General features: G+C 37.8%; 21 protein-coding genes and 1 pseudogene. 16 read left to right on the top strand and 6 right to left on the bottom strand.

Going from position 1 to position 25,291, the window contains the following annotated elements; genetic code table 11:
* The first annotated feature begins 378 nt into the window (after window positions 1-378).
* The 5 genes from ESZ36_RS06475 to ESZ36_RS06455 all read left to right on the top strand — a co-directional run bounded on the left by ESZ36_RS06475 (window position 379) and on the right by ESZ36_RS06455 (window position 3,797).
* On the top strand, window positions 379-738 hold the full coding sequence (locus ESZ36_RS06475) for a nuclear transport factor 2 family protein (RefSeq protein ID WP_146785270.1): 360 nt from the start codon (window positions 379-381) through the stop codon (window positions 736-738).
* Between the two features lie 131 nt (window positions 739-869).
* Window positions 870-1,244: a hypothetical protein gene (locus ESZ36_RS06470; RefSeq protein ID WP_146785269.1), complete on the top strand. Its 375-nt coding sequence runs from the start codon at window positions 870-872 to the stop codon at window positions 1,242-1,244.
* 163 nt (window positions 1,245-1,407) lie between these two features.
* Window positions 1,408-1,992, top strand: coding sequence for a TetR/AcrR family transcriptional regulator (locus ESZ36_RS06465; protein WP_146785266.1), 585 nt, complete (start codon window positions 1,408-1,410; stop codon window positions 1,990-1,992).
* A gap of 242 nt (window positions 1,993-2,234) precedes the next feature.
* On the top strand, window positions 2,235-2,900 hold the full coding sequence (locus ESZ36_RS06460) for an MlaC/ttg2D family ABC transporter substrate-binding protein (protein ID WP_146785263.1): 666 nt from the start codon (window positions 2,235-2,237) through the stop codon (window positions 2,898-2,900).
* Between the two features lie 267 nt (window positions 2,901-3,167).
* On the top strand, window positions 3,168-3,797 hold the full coding sequence (locus ESZ36_RS06455) for a DsbA family protein (protein WP_146785260.1): 630 nt from the start codon (window positions 3,168-3,170) through the stop codon (window positions 3,795-3,797).
* Between the two features lie 110 nt (window positions 3,798-3,907).
* Here ESZ36_RS06455 and ESZ36_RS06450 read toward each other — a convergent pair whose 3' ends face one another.
* Window positions 3,908-5,107 carry a serine hydrolase domain-containing protein gene (locus ESZ36_RS06450; RefSeq protein ID WP_146785257.1) on the bottom strand — a complete coding sequence of 400 codons (1,200 nt, stop codon included), beginning with the start codon at window positions 5,105-5,107 and terminating at the stop codon, window positions 3,908-3,910.
* A gap of 289 nt (window positions 5,108-5,396) precedes the next feature.
* Between ESZ36_RS06450 and ESZ36_RS06445 the strand changes: the two genes are divergently transcribed.
* On the top strand, window positions 5,397-5,759 hold the full coding sequence (locus ESZ36_RS06445; protein WP_146785254.1) for a DUF2750 domain-containing protein: 363 nt from the start codon (window positions 5,397-5,399) through the stop codon (window positions 5,757-5,759).
* A gap of 123 nt (window positions 5,760-5,882) precedes the next feature.
* On the opposite strand, the gene ESZ36_RS06440 is transcribed toward ESZ36_RS06445, so the two are convergent.
* Complete coding sequence (locus ESZ36_RS06440; RefSeq protein WP_246129007.1) at window positions 5,883-6,224, bottom strand: GIY-YIG nuclease family protein; 342 nt, start codon at window positions 6,222-6,224, stop codon at window positions 5,883-5,885.
* Window positions 6,225-6,846: 622 nt separating this feature from the next.
* Here ESZ36_RS06440 and ESZ36_RS06430 point away from each other — a divergent pair.
* The gene (locus ESZ36_RS06430; RefSeq protein WP_146785251.1) at window positions 6,847-8,052 is read left to right on the top strand and encodes a DEAD/DEAH box helicase; all 1,206 of its coding nucleotides are present in this window, start codon (window positions 6,847-6,849) and stop codon (window positions 8,050-8,052) included.
* 195 nt (window positions 8,053-8,247) lie between these two features.
* On the opposite strand, the gene ESZ36_RS06425 is transcribed toward ESZ36_RS06430, so the two are convergent.
* Window positions 8,248-9,084, bottom strand: a complete 837-nt coding sequence (locus ESZ36_RS06425; RefSeq protein ID WP_146785248.1) for a mechanosensitive ion channel family protein — start codon at window positions 9,082-9,084, stop codon at window positions 8,248-8,250.
* Between the two features lie 790 nt (window positions 9,085-9,874).
* Here ESZ36_RS06425 and ESZ36_RS06415 point away from each other — a divergent pair.
* From ESZ36_RS06415 to ESZ36_RS06390, 6 genes are all read left to right on the top strand, one after another.
* Window positions 9,875-10,330 carry a YehS family protein gene (locus ESZ36_RS06415; protein ID WP_146785245.1) on the top strand — a complete coding sequence of 152 codons (456 nt, stop codon included), beginning with the start codon at window positions 9,875-9,877 and terminating at the stop codon, window positions 10,328-10,330.
* 132 nt (window positions 10,331-10,462) lie between these two features.
* A complete protein-coding gene (locus ESZ36_RS06410) occupies window positions 10,463-10,645 on the top strand; it encodes a DUF3545 family protein (protein ID WP_146785242.1) in 183 nt (60 codons plus the stop codon).
* A 424-nt stretch (window positions 10,646-11,069) separates the two neighbouring features.
* Complete coding sequence (locus tag ESZ36_RS06405; protein WP_146785239.1) at window positions 11,070-12,197, top strand: MipA/OmpV family protein; 1,128 nt, start codon at window positions 11,070-11,072, stop codon at window positions 12,195-12,197.
* A 12-nt stretch (window positions 12,198-12,209) separates the two neighbouring features.
* Entirely contained in the window at window positions 12,210-12,650 is a 441-nt protein-coding gene (locus tag ESZ36_RS06400; RefSeq protein WP_146785236.1) for a DUF3019 domain-containing protein, read from the top strand.
* Between the two features lie 86 nt (window positions 12,651-12,736).
* The gene (locus ESZ36_RS06395) at window positions 12,737-13,483 is read left to right on the top strand and encodes a response regulator (protein ID WP_146786110.1); all 747 of its coding nucleotides are present in this window, start codon (window positions 12,737-12,739) and stop codon (window positions 13,481-13,483) included.
* A 51-nt stretch (window positions 13,484-13,534) separates the two neighbouring features.
* Window positions 13,535-14,872: a HAMP domain-containing sensor histidine kinase gene (locus ESZ36_RS06390; protein WP_146785233.1), complete on the top strand. Its 1,338-nt coding sequence runs from the start codon at window positions 13,535-13,537 to the stop codon at window positions 14,870-14,872.
* Window positions 14,873-15,180: 308 nt separating this feature from the next.
* Here ESZ36_RS06390 and ESZ36_RS06385 read toward each other — a convergent pair whose 3' ends face one another.
* Window positions 15,181-16,743 (bottom strand): arylsulfatase, encoded by a 1,563-nt coding sequence (locus tag ESZ36_RS06385; protein ID WP_146785231.1) that lies wholly within the window; start codon window positions 16,741-16,743, stop codon window positions 15,181-15,183.
* A 582-nt stretch (window positions 16,744-17,325) separates the two neighbouring features.
* Window positions 17,326-17,805 carry a CreA family protein gene (locus ESZ36_RS06380; protein WP_146785228.1) on the bottom strand — a complete coding sequence of 160 codons (480 nt, stop codon included), beginning with the start codon at window positions 17,803-17,805 and terminating at the stop codon, window positions 17,326-17,328.
* Between the two features lie 242 nt (window positions 17,806-18,047).
* Between ESZ36_RS06380 and ESZ36_RS06375 the strand changes: the two genes are divergently transcribed.
* The 3 genes and pseudogenes from ESZ36_RS06375 to ESZ36_RS06360 all read left to right on the top strand — a co-directional run bounded on the left by ESZ36_RS06375 (window position 18,048) and on the right by ESZ36_RS06360 (window position 22,928).
* Window positions 18,048-20,129, top strand: a complete 2,082-nt coding sequence (locus tag ESZ36_RS06375; RefSeq protein WP_146785225.1) for a S9 family peptidase — start codon at window positions 18,048-18,050, stop codon at window positions 20,127-20,129.
* Between the two features lie 118 nt (window positions 20,130-20,247).
* Window positions 20,248-20,448: pseudogene (locus ESZ36_RS22820) on the top strand (hypothetical protein); the annotation flags it as partial.
* Window positions 20,449-21,002: 554 nt separating this feature from the next.
* Window positions 21,003-22,928, top strand: a complete 1,926-nt coding sequence (locus ESZ36_RS06360; RefSeq protein WP_146785219.1) for a methyl-accepting chemotaxis protein — start codon at window positions 21,003-21,005, stop codon at window positions 22,926-22,928.
* Window positions 22,929-23,221: 293 nt separating this feature from the next.
* Here ESZ36_RS06360 and ESZ36_RS06355 read toward each other — a convergent pair whose 3' ends face one another.
* A complete protein-coding gene (locus ESZ36_RS06355) occupies window positions 23,222-25,285 on the bottom strand; it encodes a M13 family metallopeptidase (protein WP_146785216.1) in 2,064 nt (687 codons plus the stop codon).
* Window positions 25,286-25,291 lie beyond the last annotated feature (6 nt).

The raw sequence follows: 25,291 nt of genomic DNA, 5'->3' as shown, positions 1-25,291 counted from the left end.
CTAATTGCAGTCTACTCAGAAAGTTTAGCCCTTTAAAATGTACCTAATGACACAGATACTCTTCAATTAATAAAGAAACCCACAACCTCCAATATATTAACCAAAATGATAATTAAGGGCTTATAAGGCTATAGTAATACGGTCTTTAAGTGGCTTAGTGACGGTTAACCCTATCTCAAAAATGAACACTGAATGCCTTAAGATTTAACGGCAACTTGGTGCGCTTTGCAAATGTTAGCTTCAAAGATTTTTCTAATAAATTAATTGTGTTATATCACTGAGAAGTCTCCATCATAAGCAGTTGTTTTTTAGTATCTCTGCAACATTAGTGGATAACTTCTATAGTTAAATTGTTGAAACTCTATAGGAGATAAAGCAATGAATTTAGCCAATATAGTACAACGTGGTTGGGACGCACTTGGTGCTGGAGATTTTGATACATTAGTATCTGACTATGTGGAAGAAATGATATTCATCATGCCGGGACAAGGTGATGTTTTAAAGGGGCGACAAGCATTCCGCTCTGCTTTAGATAATCTTGGGGAAATCCTTCCCCCAGGTTTCGAAATTACGGGGCTTCGTCAACTCGAAGGAGAAAATGAAGTTGTCTCTATTATTGAGTGGAAGTCCGATAAGATCATAGCCTCTCAGTTGTCAGTTTTGTTCAAATTTGAAGGTGAAAAAATTTATGAGGAACGCTGGTTCATAGACACTGAGCAATGGAAAAGCGTATTTTAAATTAGTTAAGAAACATAACAAGAACTTCAAACAGAAAAATATAGTTGGCTGTTCACTTCATTCCCACTTTAGCCAACTATTTCTCCCTTTAAGTAGGCGTTAGCTGCTTATAAAGATAACTGAGAGTACTCATGGCGATGGAATTAACATTCAAGCAAGCAATAATACTAGCGATAATACCTGCCGCAATTTCTGGTTTATCAGCATACTTTGCTCAAAGTGCTGAACACTCGGCTACTAAGGCAGAACAATCAACATCGAAAATTGAATTAATGCAGGCAATTCAGCAGGCGCGCTTAACTGAGCGAGATTTAATAAGTCATGATGCTACAAAACATGGAGAAATAGCTTACCTAATTCCTGTTGCTGATAATCGATCTTGGGGGAGTTATTATAGTTGTCGTAAAGGAAATGGATCTAGATATATTTGTGCAAAAAATCAAAAACAAATCATACCTGAATTAACCCCCGAAATAGTCTCTAAAAAACTTGAAGGTGGTTACTAATGTCGTTAATAAGGCATTAAATCGGACTCCGCATACAATCACATTTTTTGAAAAACACGCAAAATCACGAAGGGATATTTTTTAAGCAATGCTTGCAACATACCGAGCGGTTGGTTATTATTTAGGTGATTAAACCGTTTAGTAAAATAATTGAGTAGTAGCCATGAGTGATGCAGAGCAAACCCGCCAGAATATTTTAACCGTGGCCGCCGATGAAATTCATCAGCATGGTTTTAAAGCAACTAGCTTATCAGTTATTCTCAATCGCTGTGAAATATCAAAAGGTGCGCTTTATTATCACTTCACTAGTAAAATAGAGTTGGGTTACGCCGTATTTGAAGAAGTTTACACTCCGATGTTTCTAAACGTATGGCATACACCTCTGACTGTTGATGATCCTATTGAAGGCTTGTGTGATTTTTTAACTGCAATGACTGAGGAAATGTCTTGCAGTGAAGTTGTGTGTGGCTGTCCGCTCAATAATCTTTGCGAAGAAATGGCAAACGTTGATGAGGGCTTTCGTTTACGTATTTTGTGTATGCAGGAACAATTGAATCAATTGATTGTTGATGCTCTTGAGCGAGTTAGTGGTGATTTACGTGATAATTTAGCGTTTAGTCAAGTGGGATACTTTATTGTTGCTACTTTAAATGGCGCTACTAGCTTAAGTAAAAGCTCTCGTAATAAATTATTATTTCAGCAAGTTATCGCTGAGTTATGTCTTTATATTAGAGCGTTGAAAAAGTAATTCATTTCATATCAATGCCTTTTGCTCCCTTAACGACTCATTTGAATTTAATAACGCATAGCAGTACAGATCGGCACATGCTTATTCCTATTTACACTTTCGTAAACTTTTTTATTCTTTAAAATACCTTTCACATACCGCTCGGTCGGTGCTATTCTCTCGCTATAAAGTTACAAACCGCTCGGTCGGTATGTGACGACCAGTTTTTCAATACTTATTTTATATTTAAGGATTACTTTCTCATGCGAGCACTCATAACAACAAGCATAATGGCTTTTGTATTACTCTCTACAGCTCCTGAAGCATTAGCAGCTTCATCTGGTGCAACATCATCAGCAAGCTCAGTATCTTATTCTGTTTCTCCTGTAGAGAATGCCTCGCCTTATGTGGTATTAAAAACAGCAGGCACTAACTTGTTTTCACGTATTTCAGCTAATCAGCAAGCGATTGAAAAATTCCCTCATTTAATGCGCGATATTGTAGAAGAAGAATTAATGCCATCGATAGATTATCGCTATGCTTCATATCGTATTCTAGGTAAACATTTGAAAAAGGTATCAAAAGAACAACGTGCTGAATTTGTAAAAGCGATGCGTCATTACTTGGTAAGAACTTACTCTGTTGCTTTATCTAAGTATAAAAACCAACAAGTCATTTTTGAACCTGAAAAACCAACTAAAGGTAAAAGAATCATTGGCGTTAAAACACAAATTATTGAGCAAGGCGCACCAACTATTGATATTGTTTTTCAAATGCGAAAAAACAAAAAAACAGGACAATGGAAAGCGTTTGATATCACGGTTGAAGGCATCTCTTTATTAAGTACTAAACAGGCTGAATTGAATAAGAAAATAGCTAGGCAGGGCATAGATCATGTTACGTTAGAATTAGCGGCTTTAGCTAAGTAACGGTTTATCAATTTTGAAAAATATCGTAAGTTGATTTGTTCGTTATACAAGATAGGTTACAGCTACCTGGTTAAATATTCTTATTTATTGGATTTATTTATTGGATTTATTTATTGGATTTATTTATCAGCAAAGGTTTATTCTTTGAAGCTGCCATTGGTGATTAACGAGGCATTAGTTATTGAGTTAGTCATTAGAAGAGAAAAAGTGATAAGTGTTTTATTATTTAAATAACTACTACTCTTTTCCACCATAGAGAGGCTATATATGAGCACCAAGTTATATTATATTTACGATCCAATGTGCAGCTGGTGTTGGGGCTATCGTCCTGTTTGGGATCTTTTACAGCAAAATTTACCCAAATCGATAATGGTAGAATATGTTGCAGGCGGTTTAGCTCCTGATTCAGATAGCGCAATGCCAATTGCCCAACAGCAGATGATTCAAAACCATTGGCGTACAATCGAGCAAAAATTAGGTACTCGATTTAATCATGATTTTTGGCGTGATAATACACCAAAGCGTTCAACTTATAATTCCTGTAGAGCAGCAATTGCAGCACATAAACAGTCTTGTCAAAAACCTATGATAGATGCAATTCAGCAGGCGTATTACTTACGCGCTTTAAACCCGTCTAATGTTGATATATTAATTACTGTGGCAAAAGAGTTAAGCCAGCAAGTATCAAATACTTTAGATTTAGAGCAATTTATTGCTGATATTAACTCGTCAGAAACAGACAAAGAGTTAGCAAGACAAGTCAACTTAGCAAGAGAATTAAGCCAGCAGGGCTTTCCATCCTTAGTGCTTGAAGTTGATGGCGTAATCCAACAAATACCACTTGATTACAGTGATTATAAAGCAACCTTGGCTTATATAATAAAAAAGGCGAGTTAGTCTTCGTTACCAGAGATAGACTCTCTCTTGATTTATGGGAGGGGTGAAATAAATAAGTGATGTACAACATCACTTATTTATAATTAAAAAAATTGCACCATTTGTGAATATTAGCTTTTAACTTGTTTAGCTCGCTTTTTATCAAACAGGGTACTTGCTTGTAACCAAAACTGACTTGATATTTTATTGATTGCATTAGATTCAGCGTTAATGACTATGGCAAAGCCGATATCTAAATCGGGCGAATAGCCTATATCAGCACGAAATCCTGCAACCCAGCCTGAATGGTAAATGATGGGGTGACCTTCAAATTGATAAATTCTCCAGCCATAACCGTAATGAGCATCGGTTAGATGACCACGCCAAAACCGTCGGCGTAAGTCTTTTTTAGTTCTAATTCTTGGTGTTGTTAATTCGGCTAATAACGAGGGCGATAATACCTCGGGTTTGTGTCCTAAATTAGCAATTAGCCACTTAGCTAAGTCACTAATACTGGCATTAACTCCGGCTGCGGGCGCAACTTTGTAATAATCTGGCGTTACTTTTACTGTACGCCATACATATTTTCTAATATCTCGACCTTGAGGGTCTTTTTGTCCTGTTTTGACTCGTTTTCTTAGAATATGGGGCTTAGCTGTATTTTCTTTTTCTTTATATACATCAATACCTAAAGAAGCATTTGTCATATTGAGTGGTGTAAACACGCGATCTTGTAATAGCGTTGCATAGTTTTTACTCTGGCTCGCTTCTATAGCCGGTTGTAAAAGTCCATAGGCTATATTTTGGTAGCCATAACACTTTTCAGGTTGGCAAATAGGTGTAATACGATCAAAACGACCAATGATTTTATCCATAGTCCAATTTTCATGAAGTAGATTATCGTAGGCGTTTGGCATCAAACCACTAGAGTGACTTAATAAGTGTTTGAGTTGAATCTTCTGTGCTGCACCGTCTGTGGCTAGGGTGAAATTTGGTACGTATTTGGTTATAGGGTCAGATAAGTTTAACAATTTTTCTTGCGCTAGCATGGTCGTTACTGTGGCGGCGAACGTTTTAGAAACTGAAGCTAAGCGAAATACCGTGTTGAAATCAACTTGATGAGATTTAGCTTTATCAGTATGACCAAAGGTTTCCATGGCAATGATAGTATCATTTTGCACTATGGCATAAGCGCCACCGGGAATGTTATAGGTTTTGAGTTGCTTTTTAACTTGAGTAGAGAAGCTTTTTTTAAACTGGCTAACGTTGTTTGCTGAGGAAAAAGGAGTGAGCAATAGCGCCAATAAAAGGAAATTTATTCTAAAAAGCATAAACAGATCTCAGAGCGAAAAGCCGACAAGTTTATAGGTCAAGTGAAGAAATAAAAAGTCTTTAATTTAATAAGTGTTTTTTCTCTGTAAATACCACTTGCCATTACCGTTGGAAGAACATCAATTTACTGTTGCTTCACCTTGATGTATTTAGCCTTGTTTTGGCGTTAATTACTTACTGTAACAATCACTCTATACCTTGCCACTTTCAATGGTAGCGGTATCACATGACCTCTGATGGTAACTCCGTTATAATCCGCTCATCTAATTAAAGAGAAGTAATGATCTTATGAGCGATAGCAATAATATTTTGAAAACGTTTTTGGCAGAAACTAAACCTACCCAAGTTATTTGGGCACTACAAGATAAAGCAAGCGAAGATTGGGTTGTACTTGATTCACCTAGCTTTGAAAATAGTGAAGTAATGCCGCTTTGGTCAAGCTCACAATTAGCACAACAGCATTGTATTGAAGAATGGAGTGATTATGTTCCTTGTGAAATTTCACTAGCCGATTGGTTTGAATTTTGGCTTGAAGACCTCAATGAAGATGGCGTTATTGTTGGTATTAACTGGCAAGGTGATGATGAGTGTTTAGAAATAGAATTGAGTGAATTTACGCAGGCACTTGCAGAAGTAGAATCGTTAAAATAAGTCTTAATTAGGGATTGTTAATCTTTCGAGGTTAAATTTTACCTGAGCTGATATCACTAAGTGGTTTCGGTAAGGATCATCATTAAAAAGCATTGTTCATCAAGAGCAATGCTTTTTTATTAGCTAAAAGCTATTAAGGCTTGGAATTACTAAGGTTTCTCTTCTGAGTAGTTTCTCGGCAACCTCAGGTGATACTTGATAAAACTCATTGACGTACTTTTCAGCGTTTAAGTATTTTTTTATTTGTTTTTTTACTTTACAAGGGTTGTTGCACTGTAATGAAAAAGCAACGGTGTATTCACCAATAGTCTTTGCTGATAGCGATTTAGCATGTTCTTGTGGATCTTCAGTGGTACAGCCTATTTTCACTACATCGGAAAAAAAAGAATGTGTCATCACATAAACATTACCTAAAGAAATGTCTTTTTCTGTTGTCGTATCGGTTGTATTTTCTGTGTTTTTCATAGGGTAGATAGATCCAATTATCTTGAGCAGAGCTCGAAATTTACTCCTATTATTATAACCTATCTTTAATACCCTAGTTGTACTATCTATTCGCATAGCTATAACCAAGCGTTTGAACTAAGTTTGCTCTAGGGTGATTTTTGGTATTTAAAGCTTTAGAGTAAGCAAGTAGCTTCTTGCTTCTACGTACTATATACCCACTCCATTTGAAGATGCTCGTTTCAGGAAGTCTGAGCGATTCATAATCAAGGCGCATTTTTTTATTAAGGGTCATTCAGGAGAATATGCTCCTGCATTCTCTAATAAGCTACATCCATGTAGCGCCCTAAAAAAGAAATGTAACGCAGAGTATGAATCGCTCAGTCTTCCCCAAGGGGCTGGTTTAGAAACGCTTTATGCTGCGTTATTGATTTCGACAATAGAATAACTATTCTCTTCAATCAATGCCTTGCCTAAAGGCGTTTCTAATTCCAGCTGAATCATGCATCTTCAAGTGGAATGGGTATAGATAACTGTTATACTGCGCGCATTATCGTTCCTACCACCTGCACTTTGCCCGCTATATATTATACAAAGGCAAATTATCCTCGCAGTGTGATTACTAATATGGCTAAGACACATTATGTCCTTCTCAACACTTAAATTATCGACCCCAATACTCAACGCCATTGCTGATTTAGGCTATACCAAACCAACAGCCATACAACAAAAAGCAATACCTGTCGTTTTATCGGGTAAAGATATTATTGCTGCAGCGCAAACTGGTACAGGTAAAACAGCCAGTTTTGTTTTGCCATTATTAGAGCAACTTAATAGTCGGTACAAAGAAACAGATAAGAAATTACGGGCTAAACGTATTCGTGCCCTTATTCTTGTGCCTACTCGTGAGCTTGCTGTTCAAGTTGAAGCGAGTATTAGTCAGTATGCTAAATATTTAGATATTAGCTCTATGGCGATGTATGGCGGCGTTGATGCACAGGAACAAAAGCAACGATTGATTTGGGGCGTAGATATTCTGGTAGCAACACCGGGGCGTTTACTCGACATGACACATCAAAGAGTTTTGCATTTTGATGAACTTGATATGTTGATACTTGATGAAGCCGACAGAATGCTAGATATGGGCTTTATTGATGACATTAATAAAATCATTGAACGTTTACCTGAGCACCGTCAAAATTTACTGTTTTCTGCCACCATGTCTGAAGAGGTTCGTGGTTTAGCGAAAAGATCGATTCATAAACCTGTTGAAATCTCTATTGGTGCGGATAAAGCTTCTAAGCCTAAAATAGAGCAGTGGTTGGTTACGGTTGATAAAAGTAATAAATCAGCCTTATTAAGCCATATAATTACCACTCAAAATTGGCAACAAGCGCTTATTTTCGTTGAAACTAAACATGGTGCTGCAAAATTAGTAAGCCAGTTAGAAAAGCGCGGTATTGTCGCTGAAAGTATTCACAGTGGTAGAGCGCAAGATATTCGTGAAAAAATACTTAACGATTTTAAATTAGGAAAAATTAAATTTTTAGTCGCCACCGCGATTGCGGCACGTGGTTTGGATATTGGAGAGCTTGCGCGCGTTATCAATTATGACTTACCTGCGCAAGTAGATGACTATATTCACCGTATTGGCAGAACAGGTCGAGCGGGCGCATCAGGTGAAGCTATTTCTTTAGTTTCTAAAGATAACTTCAGAGAGCTTTGTGCTATTGAAAGTCGCTTGGGCCATATTATTGAACGAAAAGAGTTTGAAGAGTTTCCAGTGAAAAAGACGGTACCTCTCTCGAAATTAAACTATGTCACGAAATATGCGGCCTCTAAAAAATAATCAGTCCAGGCCTTATTTTTAAACGCATATTGTTAAAGCTAATATCGTAAAAATAGTACTGTAAAGATATCCACAATGCGAAAGATATCGAGATAAAAAAAACCGTTAATGGCTCGCCATTAACGGTTTTTTACTTTACTACAAAAAATTTACTACAAAAAATTCACTTCAAATCGATTACCTAAATATTAGTATTTAAGCTTGAATTAAATGTACATCGCGTTGAGGGAATGGAATAGCAATGTCATTCTTATCAAGCGCTTTCTTGATTGCTTCATTGACACTAAAATAAACATCCCAGTAATGCTCTGGTAAACAATGTGGGCGAACAGCAAAGTTAACTGAGCTATCAGCCATTTCAGATACGCCAACAAACGGAGCTGGTGTTTTCAATACTTTGTCATTATTAAGCAGAACTTCCATTAACACGGCTTTAGTTTGATCAATATCTGCAAGGTAAGAAACGCCGATAGTAAGATCAACACGAATTTTACCTTCAACAGTATAGTTAATAACAGAGCCATTAGACGTTGCACCATTTGGTATAATAATGCGTTTTGACTGTGGTGAAAGTAAAATGGTATTGAATATTTGCACTTCTTTAACGACACCTAAATGACCTTGAGATTCAATCAAATCACCTACTTTATAAGGTTTAAATACCATAATTAGTACGCCGCCAGCAAAGTTAGCTAAGCTGCATTGAAGCGCTAAACCAATGGCTAGACCTGCCGCACCTAATACCGCAATAAATGAAGTAGTAGCAACACCTATCATTGAAGCAACAGAGATAAACAGTAATAATTTAAGTAACCAAGAAACCAAGCTACCCATAAAAGGGATTAAGGTTGGATCAACCTTTGAACGAACCATTGAAGCTTTTACTAATTTAGTAACACCACTTATTATCCATAAACCGATCAGTAACGTAAGAATCGATAAAACTAATCTAGGGGCGTAAATTAGGCCAAGTTCATAGGCTTTCATCGTGAGAGTTTCAAGTTGTGTTATGGGGGCGTCTATTGCGTTCATTGAATTTCCTTTATTGGCAATGATTATAATTAGTTATTTACCCATGATACTTCAAGATCCGAATTTCAGGATGTCTGTGCGATTTATGAACGAGGCGCATCTCTTTATTGAGGGTTATTCCCTCAAAAAGAGATGCAACAAAGAACATGACTTGCTCAGACATCCCCGTAGGGCTGGCTTAGAAACGCTTTATGCTACGTTATTAATTTTAATAAGGGAGCAACCATTATCTTTAATCAATGCCTTGCCTAAAGACGTTTCTAATTCCAGCTGAATCCTGCATCTTGATGTAATATGGGTATATTTACCTGACTAATAATAATTACAATTTATGCTTTTGACAAACTTTCATCAATATTAAAAATTTTAGCTACTCAGCTAAACTCGTATTTAGGGTAAGCTTCATTTCTTGTAATCAAAAGACGATTATGATCTTATACCAGTAGTATTAATTTATTGGATAACTTAGAGCTACATTAGCGAGCTTAAAACAAGCAAAATGAGTTAACTATAGTTACTCTATATTTCATTTGTTTTGTGATGTTATCAGTTTGCTAATGAGCTCCCAAAGGGCGAGTTTAAAAGGCTTACATTCAGCGTCATTGATTTTGACAAGGGAGCAACCCTTCTCTGCAATCAATGCCTTGCCTCTAAGCCTTTTAATTCTCGCTAAGTGGTCAATAAATTAGTACGATTGGTATTATAGTCAGTTATACTATGCCAATATTTAGAAATATTTCTCAAGCAATGATTATTTCACTGCTCAAGCAAACAACTTTTAGGCTCTTAAATGATTAATAACGACCTCCTTCGCCGCATCAGCACTATCTTTGATTTAACCGATGAAACTATCCTCACTACATTTGCGCTAACTCAGTGTGAAATTAGTGCTGAGCAGCTAACAAACTTTTTTAAAGAAAAAGATGATGCTGCGTATCAACCATTAGAAGACGTGCAATTTGCCAGTTTTCTAAATGGTCTTATCATCGCTAAAAGAGGACCAAGTGAAGGGCCAGAACGTGAGGTTGAACAAGAATTAACTAATAATATGATCTTTAATAAAGTCAAAATAGCTTTGTCTTTAAAAGCTGAAGACGTTATTGCCACGCTTGAATTAGCCGATTTAAGTTTAGGTAAGTATGAGCTAAGCGCTTTTTTCAGAAAGGTAAATAATAAGCACTATAAAAACTGTTCTGATGAAGTGTTGTCTGCATTTTTAAAAGGCTTAAAAATCAAGTCTAAGTAAAGTGATTGAATTAGTCTGATTGGTCACAGTCACTAATTAACTCGCGTGTTCATTAAAATGTCATCTTTGCTTCATATTACCTTCATCTAACTCCCTTAAATTACTATTTAACGTTAGTGAGAGGAGAGTAATATGAATAACGAATATTGGCATGAAGCAGATGTTTTTGACGATGAAGATGAACTAACAAGACCTGATAAAAAGGGTAAAGTTAAAGGCAGTGATCGAAAACGTAAATGGCGTGAAATTGAAGTAATAAAAGAGCAACGCCGTTTAAGACGAGATATTGCCGCCTTTGAGCAATATTCTTATTAGCACTTGTCGTTATATCTATTGTCGCTGCTTTAGCGGGTTACAATGTTGATCTGACCTTAGAGTGGGTTAGATCAAAATTCCCCGAAGACTAAAACATTCTTTTTAGCATGTTTCCTCCCTGTAATCGATTTAAACTATAGTTGCTAAACAAGATAGCGCTACTTTCCAATATAACGATACAATTTAGCTCAAATGGCTTGAGCATCTAATCGCGTCATTTTTCTTTGACTCTTTATTCTTATGTCATTCTGCAACCATGATTCATTTTATTGGTATTATCTTGATTCCTCATAATGTAAAGCAATGTTATTATTGCGTTAAAACATGATACAAATTGATACATCAGCTTAATTTGTGTTACGTCTATTTTTGCAAAGCTTAGTTAATATTACGGTTAACAAAAACAGACGTTCATAGGGAATATATGAAAAATATAACAAAAATAGCCGTCATTAGCCTAATTGCCTCCAGTGTCATCTTGACTTCTTTTACTGCTAGCGCAAATCCTGATGTCGAAGAGAAAACCACTGAGCCGACTCCACAGCTTACCAATAATAAAAATACCGCAGTGATTAGCAGTGATAGCAGTATTAATAGCAATGACAAGAATGAACAAGCAGCTAATGTGGATGAAAAGAATAAAATAACCGAAAGTAATGAAACAGACATTATTGTCGATAATGAAAATACCGCTAAAGCAGTGAATAATCAGAAAGAGTCAACAACTGAACTAAAAGACGATGATGAATTTTCTGCTTGTTTCGGCGAATGTGAAAACCATGAGTCTCGAAACTGTGATGAAGATGATGAAAAGTGTGAGAAAGTCCATCGGCTCATCTATAATCGACGTGATGGATTTTATGTGGATGTCAGTGCAATAAGTAGCGTTGGTGATGATTATGCTTTTGCTGCGAATGAAGATACTGAATCAGAGTTTGATGTAGCTATAAGTTACCGAGTACAGTTACTCGGACTATTCATGGAATCACCAGGAATAAGTACTAGACGAATTCAAGGTATGTATTCTATGCCAGCTTGGGGAGTAAATTTCTATAATAGCGACGATTATTCTTTTGACTTATTTTATCAATACAGTACGCGAGGAATTGAGGGTTTAGAAGGTATTCAAACGCGTAATGAAGATGAACGTGCAGGCCTGAGAATGACTGGCTTTTATGAAAACAGTCAATTGCAATTGATATACTCACCCGTTAGTCGCAATGATGATGGCAGTGATGGTATCGAGGCTTCTATTTCATACAGTTATGATTGGCAAATTAGAAATTGGAATTTGTACACTAACTTAGGGCTGCAATACCGTTCAAAAGAAGTGACCCCTTATGGCGTACAAACCTGGGTTGAAGATGACTTGTCAACGAAGGCAGGTATCAGTTATTCGGCAGAGATCGGCATTGAATATCCTCTAACAACCGATTGGGTTATTGGTAGTTATGTCGGCTATAACGCACTGTCAGATCGTAGTATTGCTGCTCGCCAAGATACCGTTGATGACGGTGTTAGAGGCGGTCTTTTACTCACTTTCGTTTTTTAGGGAAGCATCATTATGCACGCTAAAAAGCTTAATAAAATTAAAAAGCAGTTACAAAGGCTGCTTTTACAAATAAAAACGTCATGCTTATTAATGCTATTACTGGTAATAAGTTCAGTGGCGAATGCAACCGACATTCAAGCCAGCATGAAAGTAAGTCCTGAGCAATGCGTTGCTATGCGCCAAGGTCAGGCTTGTTATGTCTCAGTCGAGTTAAGTTGGCAAGTTGATACACCTGGCAATTATTGCTTATATACCGCAGGAGAGTCTAAAGCGCTTAATTGCTGGATAAATAGCTCTATGGGTGAAATAAAAAAATCATTTGATAGTAAGGTCAATTTAGAATTTTCATTAAGGCGTCAGAATGAAAGTTTATCAGTGGCAACTGCGGTGGTAAAAATGGCATGGGTACATAAGAAGAAAGGTCAGCCAAGAAAGTCATGGCGTATCTTTTAGCCATACCTTTGAGTAGTATTTTTTAGATATAGCTTCTAGTAATAGAAAAATCGCAATAATAAGACATTGAATAGGGGTAGGGGTTGATGACAGCACAAGCGGGACCGCATATTTTATTGGTAGAAGATGATGTTGATCTCGCTGAGTGGATAGCTGATTACTTAACAGGACGTGATTTTAAGGTAACCACTTGCCATCGCGGTGATGAAGCGGTTGATCTTATACAATCACTCAACCCTGATATTGTCTTACTTGATGGCATGCTACCAGGAATGGATGGGCTCGATGTCTGTAAAACAGTTCGAGCCACCTTTGATAACCCTATTATTATGATCACCGCACGTGATGAAGAAATAGACGAAGTACTTGGACTAGAAATGGGGGCAGATGATTATATAACTAAACCCGTTAGAGCAAGAGTATTACTAGCCCGCATTCGAGGTTTACTTCGCCGAGAAGATAAATCTCGTACCGCAGATAAAACCAGTACTCATCAGTTAACGGATGATGAACTTGAATCCAAAGGCGTATTAAAATTTAGCGGCTTGGTGATTAGCGAACAAGCCCGAAGCGTTACCCTTGATGGCGAGTCGATCAAAGTCTCTTCCAATGAATTTGATGTTTTATGGTTTCTTGCTACAAAAGCAGGGCAGGTAGTTTCGCGTAAAGAGCTTGTTAGTCATTTTCGTGGATTTGATTATGATGGTTTTGACCGCTCAATTGATTTACGCATTTCAAGGTTACGTAAAAAACTAAAAGATGATTCATCAGAGCCTTTTCGTATTAAAACGATTTGGGGCAAAGGTTATTTATTTGCTAATGATGTTTGGTAATCACTTTGCTAGTCCCTTTAAACCTACTCATTTGAACATAATGGTTAACTCATGCGCTATTTAACACTTTCATTAGTTGCTGTGGTACTTATCGCAACAATCGGTTTAGGCTGGATGTTTGATGGTATTTATAATCAATATCTCAACCAAAATCTCGATCAAAGCACTACCCAATCACAACAAGAAACGAGTGGGCAGCAGAGTGTTGTTGATACTTTAGAGCAAGTAGGTACTCACTTATCAATCGCCCTTTCTGGCATTGATAACCGCCAAGATTTTATTGAACAATGGCCGAATGAGGGGCCGTTGTCGTTGCGTTTAAAGCCGTTAACAAATTTCCCTCTACCAAAAGCTTTACTTGCCGATTTGATTGCAGGACAGCCGTTATTACTTGAAACCGATGATAGTATCGCCATGCATTTTTATCTGCCAGCGACTGACGAACTCTTGGTGTTAACAACTCCTCCAGTAACGGTTCATCAAAATAATTCATTTTTACCCATTTTACTGACCAGCCTATTTTATCTAGCGGTACTGTTATTAATGCTGCTGTGGCTTTATCCGCTAATGAGAAGGCTAATGACATTACGTCAAACGGCGAAATCATTTGGCGAAGGTAATTTGAACCAGCGAATTGATGTGGGTTCTATTTCGTATATCCGTGATTTAGAGCTAGAGTTTAATCGCATGGCGCAGCGTATAGATGATTTAGTTACCGATATAAAACTACTCAGTAGTGCGGTTTCTCATGACTTAAGAACACCGCTTGCACGTATCCGTTTTGGCATTGATACCATACAAGAAGAAGATGACCCTGTTTTGAGAAAACGTTTTGAACAGCGTATTAGTGATAATGTTGATGAAATGGTTGATTTGGTAGAAAGCTTATTGAGTTACGCGCGTTTAGATCAAACCTTAATTACTATAAACAAAGCGCCAGTTGATTTTGCAGCACTGACGACGACTTGTATCAAAAATAAAAGTCAGGATGATATTCAATTAACTTATCATGCGCCGAAGCAAGCGGTGTTCGTTGATGGTGATCTCTCTTATTTAATGATTTTAATGAGTAACTTATTACAAAATGCCCATCAGTATTGTCAGGGAAAGATAGCGGTGAAAATAATAGCGCAAGGAAGTGATATTGTTGTAACGGTTGCAGACAATGGACCTGGGATCCCAGTAGAGCAGAGAGAACAAATACTTAAACCTTTTATTCGAGGACAAAGTACTGAGAAAAAAGTTAAAGGCTATGGAATGGGCCTTGCTATCGTTAAGCGTATTGTTGAGTGGCACCATGGCGAGATTATTATTGAAAACTCACCTAAGTTACAAGGCGCTCAATTTAGTGTGACCTTACCTAAAGCGGGCGTTAGTTTCCTGAAATGATCACTTTGTGCGTATTGAAGACGTTAGCTATCGGTCATTCTTTAGGTCAACAGTTAGCCAATAGCGGACATTAAACCTTTGCAAATTCATGAACATATTTAGGGTAATATTAGCCAAAACCCCTGCTCACTTGTGGGGCTGGTTTAAGCTCAAAACTGCTGTTGGTATGTCAAATTTCGTCTTGCTTTTTATACTCTAAACACACATTGATTTTTATGTTTGTTACATAAAAAAAGCATACTCCATAAGATAAAATAGAGTATGCCGTTTTGATGTGCTTTATTTAAATGCCCAATACAATATATAAACTATTGGGCTAGACCTTGCTCATTTGTAACCTGTTCTTCTATTTCGTTCTTATTTTTCATACTTGCACCGCGGGGTGGGAACTTTTGAAGAGACATAATGTGTTGCTGAACAATTGTTTTAGCGGGTCCAAATGCCCACATTTTTTTACCCATCCACTTGGTATACATTCCAGACTCATCTGCAGCCTTTTCATATGGGTCTCGACGTAAATTAAATAACAGCGGAGCATTCAAATCATCAACAGCCCCTGACCAACCATTATTTTGTACGGCAAAATGTGCTTTCCAATCACCTTTACGTACGGCTTGTAATTTAGTGCCGTTATAATAGAAAATTTCTGAGCGTTTACTTTCTGATTTTCCTTGAAGAAAAGTCAACTGGTTATAACCATCGAGATGTACAGGTGTCTGAGCTTTTAATAGATCAGCACCTATGTTATTTGAACCACCAGAAGCAGAAATAAGTGTAGGTAACCAGTCCATACTATCAAAAATACCGTTATAAACTTTACCTGTTGGTATTTTACCCGGCCAGCGAATTATTGCAGGTACACGGAATCCACCTTCCCAGGTAGTACCTTTTTCACCATGAAAAGGTGTTGTACCACCATCTGGCCAAGTCATTGTTTCAGGTCCATTATCAGAAGTGAAAACCACAATGGTGTTGTCCGTAATACCAAGTTTTTCAATTTTAGCTAAAACTTTACCTACGTTATCATCGAGCTCTTTCATCACAATATCTTGTAAACCTTTACCATTACCTAATTGCTTTTCGTACTTCGGTTGTAAGTTGGTCCATACATGCGCTCTGGCTGGGGCCATCCAAATAAAGAAAGGCGTTTTATTTGATACCGCTTTAGACATAAAGTTTAAGGTATGTTTTGTTACCTCATCATCTAGCGTTTCTTGACGTTTTGGCAGCGCAGGACCATCATCTATAATTCTTTGATTGCCTACAGCTCCCCAGCGGGGGTCTGTTTTTTTCATATCTTTATTCGTAGCATAAGAATGAATAACGTTACGTGGGCCATACTGGTCATTGAAAGCTTTATCTTTTGGCCAGTCAGGATCTGCAGCATATTCCATCGCATTTAAATGATATAACCAGCCCCAATATTCATCAAAACCACGGTTAGTAGGTAAGTATTCATTAAGATCTCCTAAATGATTTTTACCGAATTGACCTGTTGTATACCCTTCTGATTTGAGTAAAGAGGCAATCGTTGGATCATCAGGGTGAAGCCCCTTTTTCTCACCGGGTAAACCAACTGTGTGCATGCCAGTACGAACAGGTAATTGTCCTGTAATAAAAGCAGAACGCCCAGCAGTACAAGAGGGCTGTGAATAATAATCAGTTAAACGAACGCCTTGGCTAGCAAGTTTATCAAGGTGAGGTGTTTCAATACTTTTAATGCCTTGATGATAGCTCCCTAAGCTTGCCCACCCTACATCATCAGCCATAATCACAATAATATTTGGCTTTGTATCTGCCAAAGTCAGTGTACTTGTTAGTAGTGCAATGATACCAAGCAATATGGTTCGCAAATATTTTATTCGATTCATCAGTTATACCTTACATGAGGTTTTAGGGAAGACTGTTATATTAATAAGACGATGACATAAATGGTTATATTTACGTCACATACCTACAAAATATAGTTCAAGTTTATGGATAAACAACAATAATTAAACTGAATTCATCTTAAATATAACTATGTTTTGGAGAATGTCAGCTTTCGTATCTAAGTGAACATAAAACTGCCTAATTTGGAGGACTAATTTAGGTCAGCAGTGTGGCCAGGTTGTGTGAAAACTATTTCGAACTTGCATAATTGGATAATATCAACGAAAAAAGGCGCTGTAGATTAAGTTCTGTAGTACGTTAGACATCAAATCACCGGTTAATTTACGTAGCGTCGCATAAAAATTTTACGATGGGAGTTTTCACACAGCCTGTGGCATAAGTTAACATGTCAAACGTTGGTTCAGCAGTTGTTAGGGTAATAAATACTAACGTCAGTAATATTACTAGAGCAGTCAAATATAATGAGATAGCTTCATCTTTTCTTTTGACTGCTTAGTTATCTCTACTACCAAGCAGTTCAATGCAATTGCTTACTCTAATGAGTAGTTGTAATCACCAATTTAACCGTCATTTTTTAACGTGATTTGTGGCTCTGTATAGGCTTTAGTTCCCCATAAAGGAACGGTAGAAAGACTATGCTTAAAACTTCCTGAGGTTTCTTTGGTCGCGTAAGACAAATACATTAACGTTTGATTCTGGGCGTCATAAATACGTCTTACTTTCATGGTTTTAAAAAAGATGCTTTTTGATTTTTTAAAGACCACTTCGCCGGATTTACTTTTATCTATTTGAGCAACCATTGCTGAGGTAATTTCACCGGTTTGACGACAAGCGATTGAACTATCACTAGGATCAGATAAGCTCAAATTTGCTTCAACACTTGCTATATGACAAGTAACGCCCGGCACTGTTGGGTCAACTAAGGTATTTAGTTTAATATCCTTGAGCGTAAACATACCTAATGAAACATCACCTACTTCATTATCAGAGCAGCCCAGTAGCAGCGTTGAAAAACCAACGGCCAGCATAAATTTTTTCATGAATATTCCTTGGGGTATAAATGTTGGATAAACAAATTATAAAGAGTGTATCACAGTGAAAAGTTAACTATTAATGTTGTCTTTTAAGAGGTTTAACCTATCACTTGCGACTAACTCACCAAGATATAAGACAAAAGCCAGTAAATGACCTGTGAATTTAAGATATTTTGTATACAATAATAGATTGTTAATTATCACTCGGTGAGCCAACCGTACACTCACTTTTATTTTGGAGTAAACCAATGCGTTATTTTTCTCGCTTTTCTTGTCGATTAGCTTTAGCTGTTAGTGTCCTAACGACACCCTTCATAACAGTGGCAAATACTACAGTAGCTGGTAGTACAGGGGGTAGTAACCTCTTTGAAGCTAAAGATATTTTCTCACTGGAATATGCCAGCGATCCACAAATATCTCCTGATGGCGAAAAAATTGTTTATATCAGAAATTCAAACAATATTATGACCGATGATAAAAATAAAAATCTATGGTTGATTGATGTGAACAGTAAAAAGCAGTTGCCACTTTTTTCTGACGACAAACAATATTCACAACCGCGTTGGTCTGCTGATGGCGAAAAAATTGCCTTTGTCAGTAATTTAACCGGTAGTTATCAAATACACGTGCATTACCTTGAACAAAATCGCACAGCTTTGGTCAGCCAAGTACAAGGCGGTGTGGGCAGTTTAACCTGGTCACCAGATGGAAAATGGCTCGCGTTTACACAGCTTGTTACCGACAAAAGAACGGTTATTGCCAAAATGCCTAAAAAGCCTAAAGGGGCTAAATGGTCAAAACCTGTCGTTGTTATTGACCAAGCATATTATCAAGCAGATGGCCGTGGATTGCTTAAACCAGGTTACAAACATATTTTTGTTTTACCTAGTGAGGGCGGCACTCCACGCCAGATCACTCAAGGGGATTTTCATCATAAAGGAACGCTTGCTTGGAATAAAAAAAGTGATGCTATCGTTTTTTCAGCAAATCGCATATCCGATTGGGAATATAAATCACTTGAAGGTGATTTATTTAAAGTGATGGTAAAAGGTGGTGAGTTAACGCAGTTAACCTCTTCACCGGGTAAAGAGTTTAATCCTGTATTTTCTGAAAATGGTGAGAAACTTGCCTTTTTGTCGACTTCTAACGCATTGAACCCTTATCGTAATGCCAAATTAAACATTATGAATTGGAAGTCTAAAAAAGCGAGTGAAATTGCGAGTGATTTTGACCGTTCTATACAAGATCCACAATGGTTATCAAGCTCATTGTTAGCGATGACTTATGATGATTTTGGTAAGCGTAAATTGGCAACCATCTCCACCAAAGGTAAAGTTAAAGACTTAACGGATACCTTAGTGGGAAGTAGCATTGGCCGTCCTTATATCAGTGGTAGCTTTACGGCTTCAAGTGAAGGTTATATGGCCTTTACTCAAGGCAGTAGTTCACGTCCAGCAGATATTTCGGTTATCAATACCCGTAAAAAACTTGTTAAATTTACACAATTAAATGAAGATTTATTGGCACATAAAAGTTTAGGTAAAGTCACTGAAATTAATTATAAATCATCATTTGATGATGAGCCTATTCAAGGTTGGTACGTTACCCCTCCAAACTTTGATCCTAAGAAAAAGTACCCACTTATTTTAGAGATCCACGGCGGTCCACACTTAGCTTACGGTCCACACTTTTCTGCTGAACTACAACGCTTTGCAGCGCAAGGTTATGTTGTTTTCTATGATAACCATCGCGGTAGTAGTTCTTACGGCGAACGTTTTGCCATGTTATTAAAGTATAAATACAGCTCTAAAGAAGATTTTGCCGATCATAATTCAGGTGTAGATGCTATGTTAGGTTTGGGCTTTATTGATGAAGATAATTTGTTTATTGCTGGTGGCTCTGCTGGTGGTATCGCTACGGCTTATGCGATTGGCTTAACTGATCGATTTTCTGCTGCGGTAGTCGTTAAACCGGTTATTAACTGGTTAAGTAAAGTGTTAACAGCGGATAGTGGTTTAGGGCAAATACCTACACAATTTCCAGGAATGCCTTGGGAACACGTTGAACATTATTGGAAACGTTCTCCAATGTCATTAGTAGGTAACGTTACAACACCGACTATGTTGATGACGGGTGAAGAAGATTTACGTACACCAATGGCGCAGACTGAACAGTTTTATCAAGCGCTTAAACTAAGAAAGATTGATACTGTGTTAGTCAAAGTACCCGGTTCGCCTCATGGTATTGCGGGAAAACCGTCAAGAATGATTACTAAAATCGAACATACTCTTGCTTGGTTTGAAAAATATAAAACCAAGGCAGTTGAGTAGAATAACAAGAATCAGTAGGGTAAAAAATCGTACCTGAAAGTTATTTTATTACTAGGGTCTGTTGATCTTTCGCGGTTAAATTTTGTTCGAGATAAAAGCGTTTTAATCGCGACGAGTAGTGTGTAGCCTAGTCATTCTAAGCAAATACTACTCAACAAAGAGTAAAACGCTTTTAGCCGAATCCTTCGGACAGCATTTGTTGGTCATTTTTACGGCGTTATCGTCTTTTTATGTGGAACAACCACATGACAAAGACTCTGCCTTGTATAAATACCCAACAAATCGCTGCAAAAACAATCTCGAAAGATCAACAGCCCCTAAAAGATACAACACCAAAATCCAAGCTAATGCAGCTTGGTTTTTTTTTGTTTGTTCTAGAGAAAGCATATTTTCATTTATAATTTCTTTAATTTGTTTCACATTCCATAATATGAAATCACTAGTTGGTGCTTAAGAAAATTTTAAAAATTATGATGTGATGTGGTCTATTGTTTAATTGGTTTATACCCAAACCACTTGAAGATGCTTATTTCAGGACGCCTGAGCGATTCATGATCAAGGCACCTCCTTTTATTAATGGTTATTCCCTTAACAAAGGAGAAAACGAAGAGCATGATTTGCTCAGACGTCCCTGCAGGGCTGGTTTAGAAACGCTTTATGCTACGTTATTGATTTCGACAATAGAATAACTATTCTCTTCAATCAATGCCTTGCCTAAAAGCGTTTCTAATTCCAGCTGTAACCTGCATCTTCATGTGGCTTGGGTATAGTCCTTTAATTAATTAAACTGAAAAATAAATAGTTCGATATTTTTCAGAGCCTGTATTACCCCCTATTTCTACTCTGTTTTACGCTAAAGGAAGATATTTATCTATGCTGAATTTAACTATTCGTCGTAAAGTTGTACTTACTACCTTGACCGCTGTGGTGCTATCTATATTGATTGTTAGTGCTTTTGCCCTTAACTCAAGCCGCGCTATTATTTTGGAGGCTGCAATTGAAAGAGAGTTACCCGCAGCGCTGGGTGAGGTAGCCAATAACCTTGATGCGCAATTATTGTTACCCATTACCGTAGCGCAAACTATGTCTAGTAACCTTTACTCTCAGCAGTTTATTGCCAATGGCGAACAAGAGGGTGATCATCAGCAAGTCATTACTTATTTGAAAAATATCCAGAGTGAATTTAATACAATAAGTGCCTTTTTAGTCTCAGCCAATACTGGAAAATATTTCACGCCTAGCGGGCTTTTTAAAACCTTGTCTCCACAAGAAAATAAAGACCAATGGTTTTATGGCTTTATCAATAGTGGTAAAAAATATGAACTGAGCTTAGATGTTGATGAAGAAACTAATATACCGACCTTATTTATTAATTATTCAATGAACGTTTCGGGTAAACCTAGTGCTGTTGTAGGCGTTGGTTTATCACTAGAGAATATGGCTAACAGCATAAGCCAGTACCGTATTGCACAAACAGGTAAGGTATTTTTAGTTGATCAACAGGGCAAGATCAAACTTCACCCTGATACTCAACAAATTGGTAAAAACTTAGCTGATATTGGTGTTAGTAACAGCCAGGATCTCTTATCAAAAGCTCAGTTTAGTTCAGCTGAATTTACCCTTAATGGCACTAAAACCCTTATTGCGAGTCGTTATTTAGAGAGTATTGGTTGGTATGTGATTGCAGAGGTAGCTAAAGAAGAAGTGCTTGGTGGATTAACCCAAGCGACATGGGCCTTAGTGATGATGGGCGTTATTATTGCGGTTATTTTTGCATTTGTAAGTACTTGGCTTATTTCTCGTTTAATTGCACCTTTTGGCCAGCTCGCTGATATGTTGGCTGAAATTGGTAAAGGTGGTGGTGATTTAACGCATCGTTTAGATGATTCACGTCAAGATGAAGCGGGTACTATGGCAAGAGGTTATAACCAATTTGTAAGTCATTTAAGTGAATTATTACAACAAGTTTATAATACTGGGAATGAATTAGCGGCAGCGATTGATGAAATAGATGCTCAAGCCAAATCCATGGAATCTGAGATAAATGAGCAAGTGAGCCGAGTGGAGCAAATTGCTACGGCAATGCATGAAATGGGCATGACTGCAGAAGAAATTGCCGGCAGCGCTAATAATGCCGCACAAAGTGCACAAGCTGCTGATGAAACAGTGCAGCAAGGTAATGATTCAGTGGTACAAACTATCGCGAGTGTTTCCGACATGAGCGAGCAGTTAGTTTCTACTAGTACTATGATCGCCCAATTAGCTGAGGATGCTCGCTCTATTGATACTGTGGTTGAAGTAATACGTAGTGTGTCAGAGCAAACTAATTTATTGGCGTTAAATGCTGCTATCGAAGCGGCTCGCGCTGGAGAGCAAGGGCGAGGTTTTGCCGTCGTCGCTGATGAAGTAAGAACTCTTGCATCACGCAGTCATGACTCAACCAAAGAGATTAGAAATATCATTGAAAAGTTGCAAGCAAAAACAGAAGAAGTGGTTGCCGCTATTTCTCATAGCACAGAGCTCAGCACTACTAGTCAAACAGAAGCGGGTCATTCGGGCAAACACTTAGAAAGTATTTCTGAGAGTATTAGTATAATGAATGATATGAATCTGCAAATTGCTACCGCTACCGGGGAGCAATCGAATGTAGTGGGTGAGATTAACCCTCATGTTACTGCCGTTGCTGATATTTCACGTGCTAATAGCGATATAGTTCAGCAAACCTCTATTGCCTGCAGTGAGCTCAGATATAAAGCTATCCATCTGAATGAATTGGTATCGCGCTTTAAGTTTAACTAGTCTTAATTATCTGGCGAAGTGGTGATTTTCAAATGGTCTAAATATCCAATAACGTCGTTGCTTTCAATCAAAATAGCCCGCTATTGCTCAATCAAGCGCCTTGTTTTTGAACCTTTATTTTCATTTGATTCTTTTAAAGTTGAATATGTAAATATAATTATTACAACATAAAATTGATGTAATAAAGGTGCTTTAAATATTATCTCAAGCAATAAAAAATGCCAGTCAGGTTACCTGACTGGCATTTCGTTGTTGGGAGGATTATCTGTTAAACGATTTCTCCAGTATTATTATTACCAAATACGAACACGTTCATCTTCTGGTAAATACAAGGCATCACCTGGTTTTACGTCAAACGCTTTGTACCATGCATCATGGTTACGCGGTGCTTGAGCACGAAAGCGACCTGGTGCATGTGTGCCACCACGTAACTGGTTTAACATGCTCTTTTCAGTGCGTTTTTCTTTCCATACTTGTGCCCAAGCTAAGAAGAAACGTTGATCACCTGTCACACCGTTAATAACCGGTGCTTCTTTGCCATTTAAGCTTAATCTATAAGCATGGTAGGCCATTGATAAACCGCCAACATCTCCAATGTTTTCGCCTAGGCTGTTTCGGCCGTTAACAAAGTTATCAGGAATAGGCTCATACTTATTGTATTGTGCAACTAATTGGTCCGCTTTAGCATCAAAGGCATCACGGTCTTCATCAGTCCACCAGTTACGTTGAATACCATTAGCATCGGACTTTGAACCTTGATCATCAAAACCGTGGCCCATTTCATGACCAATTACCGCACCAATGGCACCGTAGTTAACCGCGGCATCAGCATTTGGATCGAAAAATGGTGGTTGTAAAATTGCCGCAGGGAATACAATTTCATTAAATGAACTGTTGTAATAGGCGTTTACACGTTGTGGCGTCATGCCCCAGCGGCTACGGTCGGTTTTCTTTAACTCTTTAGCAACGCTATCAGCATTAAAAAATTGACGAAGATGTTTGATGTTACCAACCAAGTCATTTTTAGAAATGGTTACGCCATCAAATTCCTGCCATACATCAGGGTAACCAATTTTAGGATTAAATGCGGCAAGCTTAGCATGCGCGTTAACTTTGGTTTCTTCGCCCATCCAATCAAGGCCATCGATACGTTGGCCAAGTGCGGTACGTAAATTTTCAACGAGTTGAGCCATTTGCAGTTTCGAACTTTCAGGAAAGAAACGGGCTACATACACTTTACCAATAGCAAAACCTAAAGACTCGGTATCTGACATTTCGCCAATAGCGCGCTTCCAACGTGGACGAGGCTCTTGTTGGCCGCTTAACTCTTTGCCATAAAAAGCAAAGTTAGCAGCATAAATTTCTTCAGATAATAAATCGGCATTACCACTAATAGTATGGAAGGTTAAATAGTCTTGCCAAACCGATAACGGCTCTGAATTCACCAAAGCGATCATTGCTTTAACGGGTTCAGGTTGAGAAATATTAAGTTGTGGCACTTTATAGCCAGATTGAGCGAAGTAAGTATCCCAGTCAAAATCTGGATATTGTTTAGCCAAATCGGTACGTTGTACTTGGTTTAAGGTTAAGTCACGATTACGTTTTTTCTCACGTGGCCAATGACCTTGCGCTATTTTAGTTTCTAGCGCTAAAATTTGTTCAGCACGTGCTTGACCGTTTTCTATTCCGGCAAAGCTCAACATAGTAACGATATGTTCTACATACGCATTGCGCGTTTTCACAAATCGTTCACTTTCTTCTAAGTAGTAAGAACGATCAGGAAGACCTAAACCACCAGCACCAACAGACATTTCATATTGATTTGGGTTTAAACGGTTAAACCACATATAACCGCCAATAGGAGATTTAGCCCCTGATAACCATGCTTCACCAAATACTTTGGTTAAGTCTGTAGTATTCTTTACTGCGCTAATTTGATCTAACGTTGACTGAATTGGGCTGATGCCTAATTCATTAACGGTTTCAGTGTCCATATAGGCTTGATAAAAATCAGCCACTAATTGTTCATCGGCGTTTAAATCAGTACGGCTAGTAATATCGTCAATAATTTCTTTTACTTGTGTTTCACTGCGCTCAGCTAACCCGGTAAAAGCACCAAAACGTGTTTTGTCGGCAGGCATTACATAATGGTCATACCAAGTCCCACTTGCATACATAAAGAAGTCATCACCAGGTTTAACGACTTCATTGCGGGCGCTTAAATCAACACCAAAGCTTCCTAGTTCGGCTTTACTGGCCATAGTACTTTTATTATTGTTGTCATTACTCGCGTCAAACATGCCACAACCGCCAATAACGGTAGTAGCTAAGGCAATTGCTATCAAAGTTTTTTTCATAGAATA

It is taken from the genome of Colwellia demingiae, assembly GCF_007954275.1.
Classification (GTDB): domain Bacteria; phylum Pseudomonadota; class Gammaproteobacteria; order Enterobacterales; family Alteromonadaceae; genus Colwellia; species Colwellia demingiae.
The sequence above is the reverse complement of the archived record's forward strand: the minus strand, read 5'-3'. Positions and strand labels throughout refer to the sequence as shown.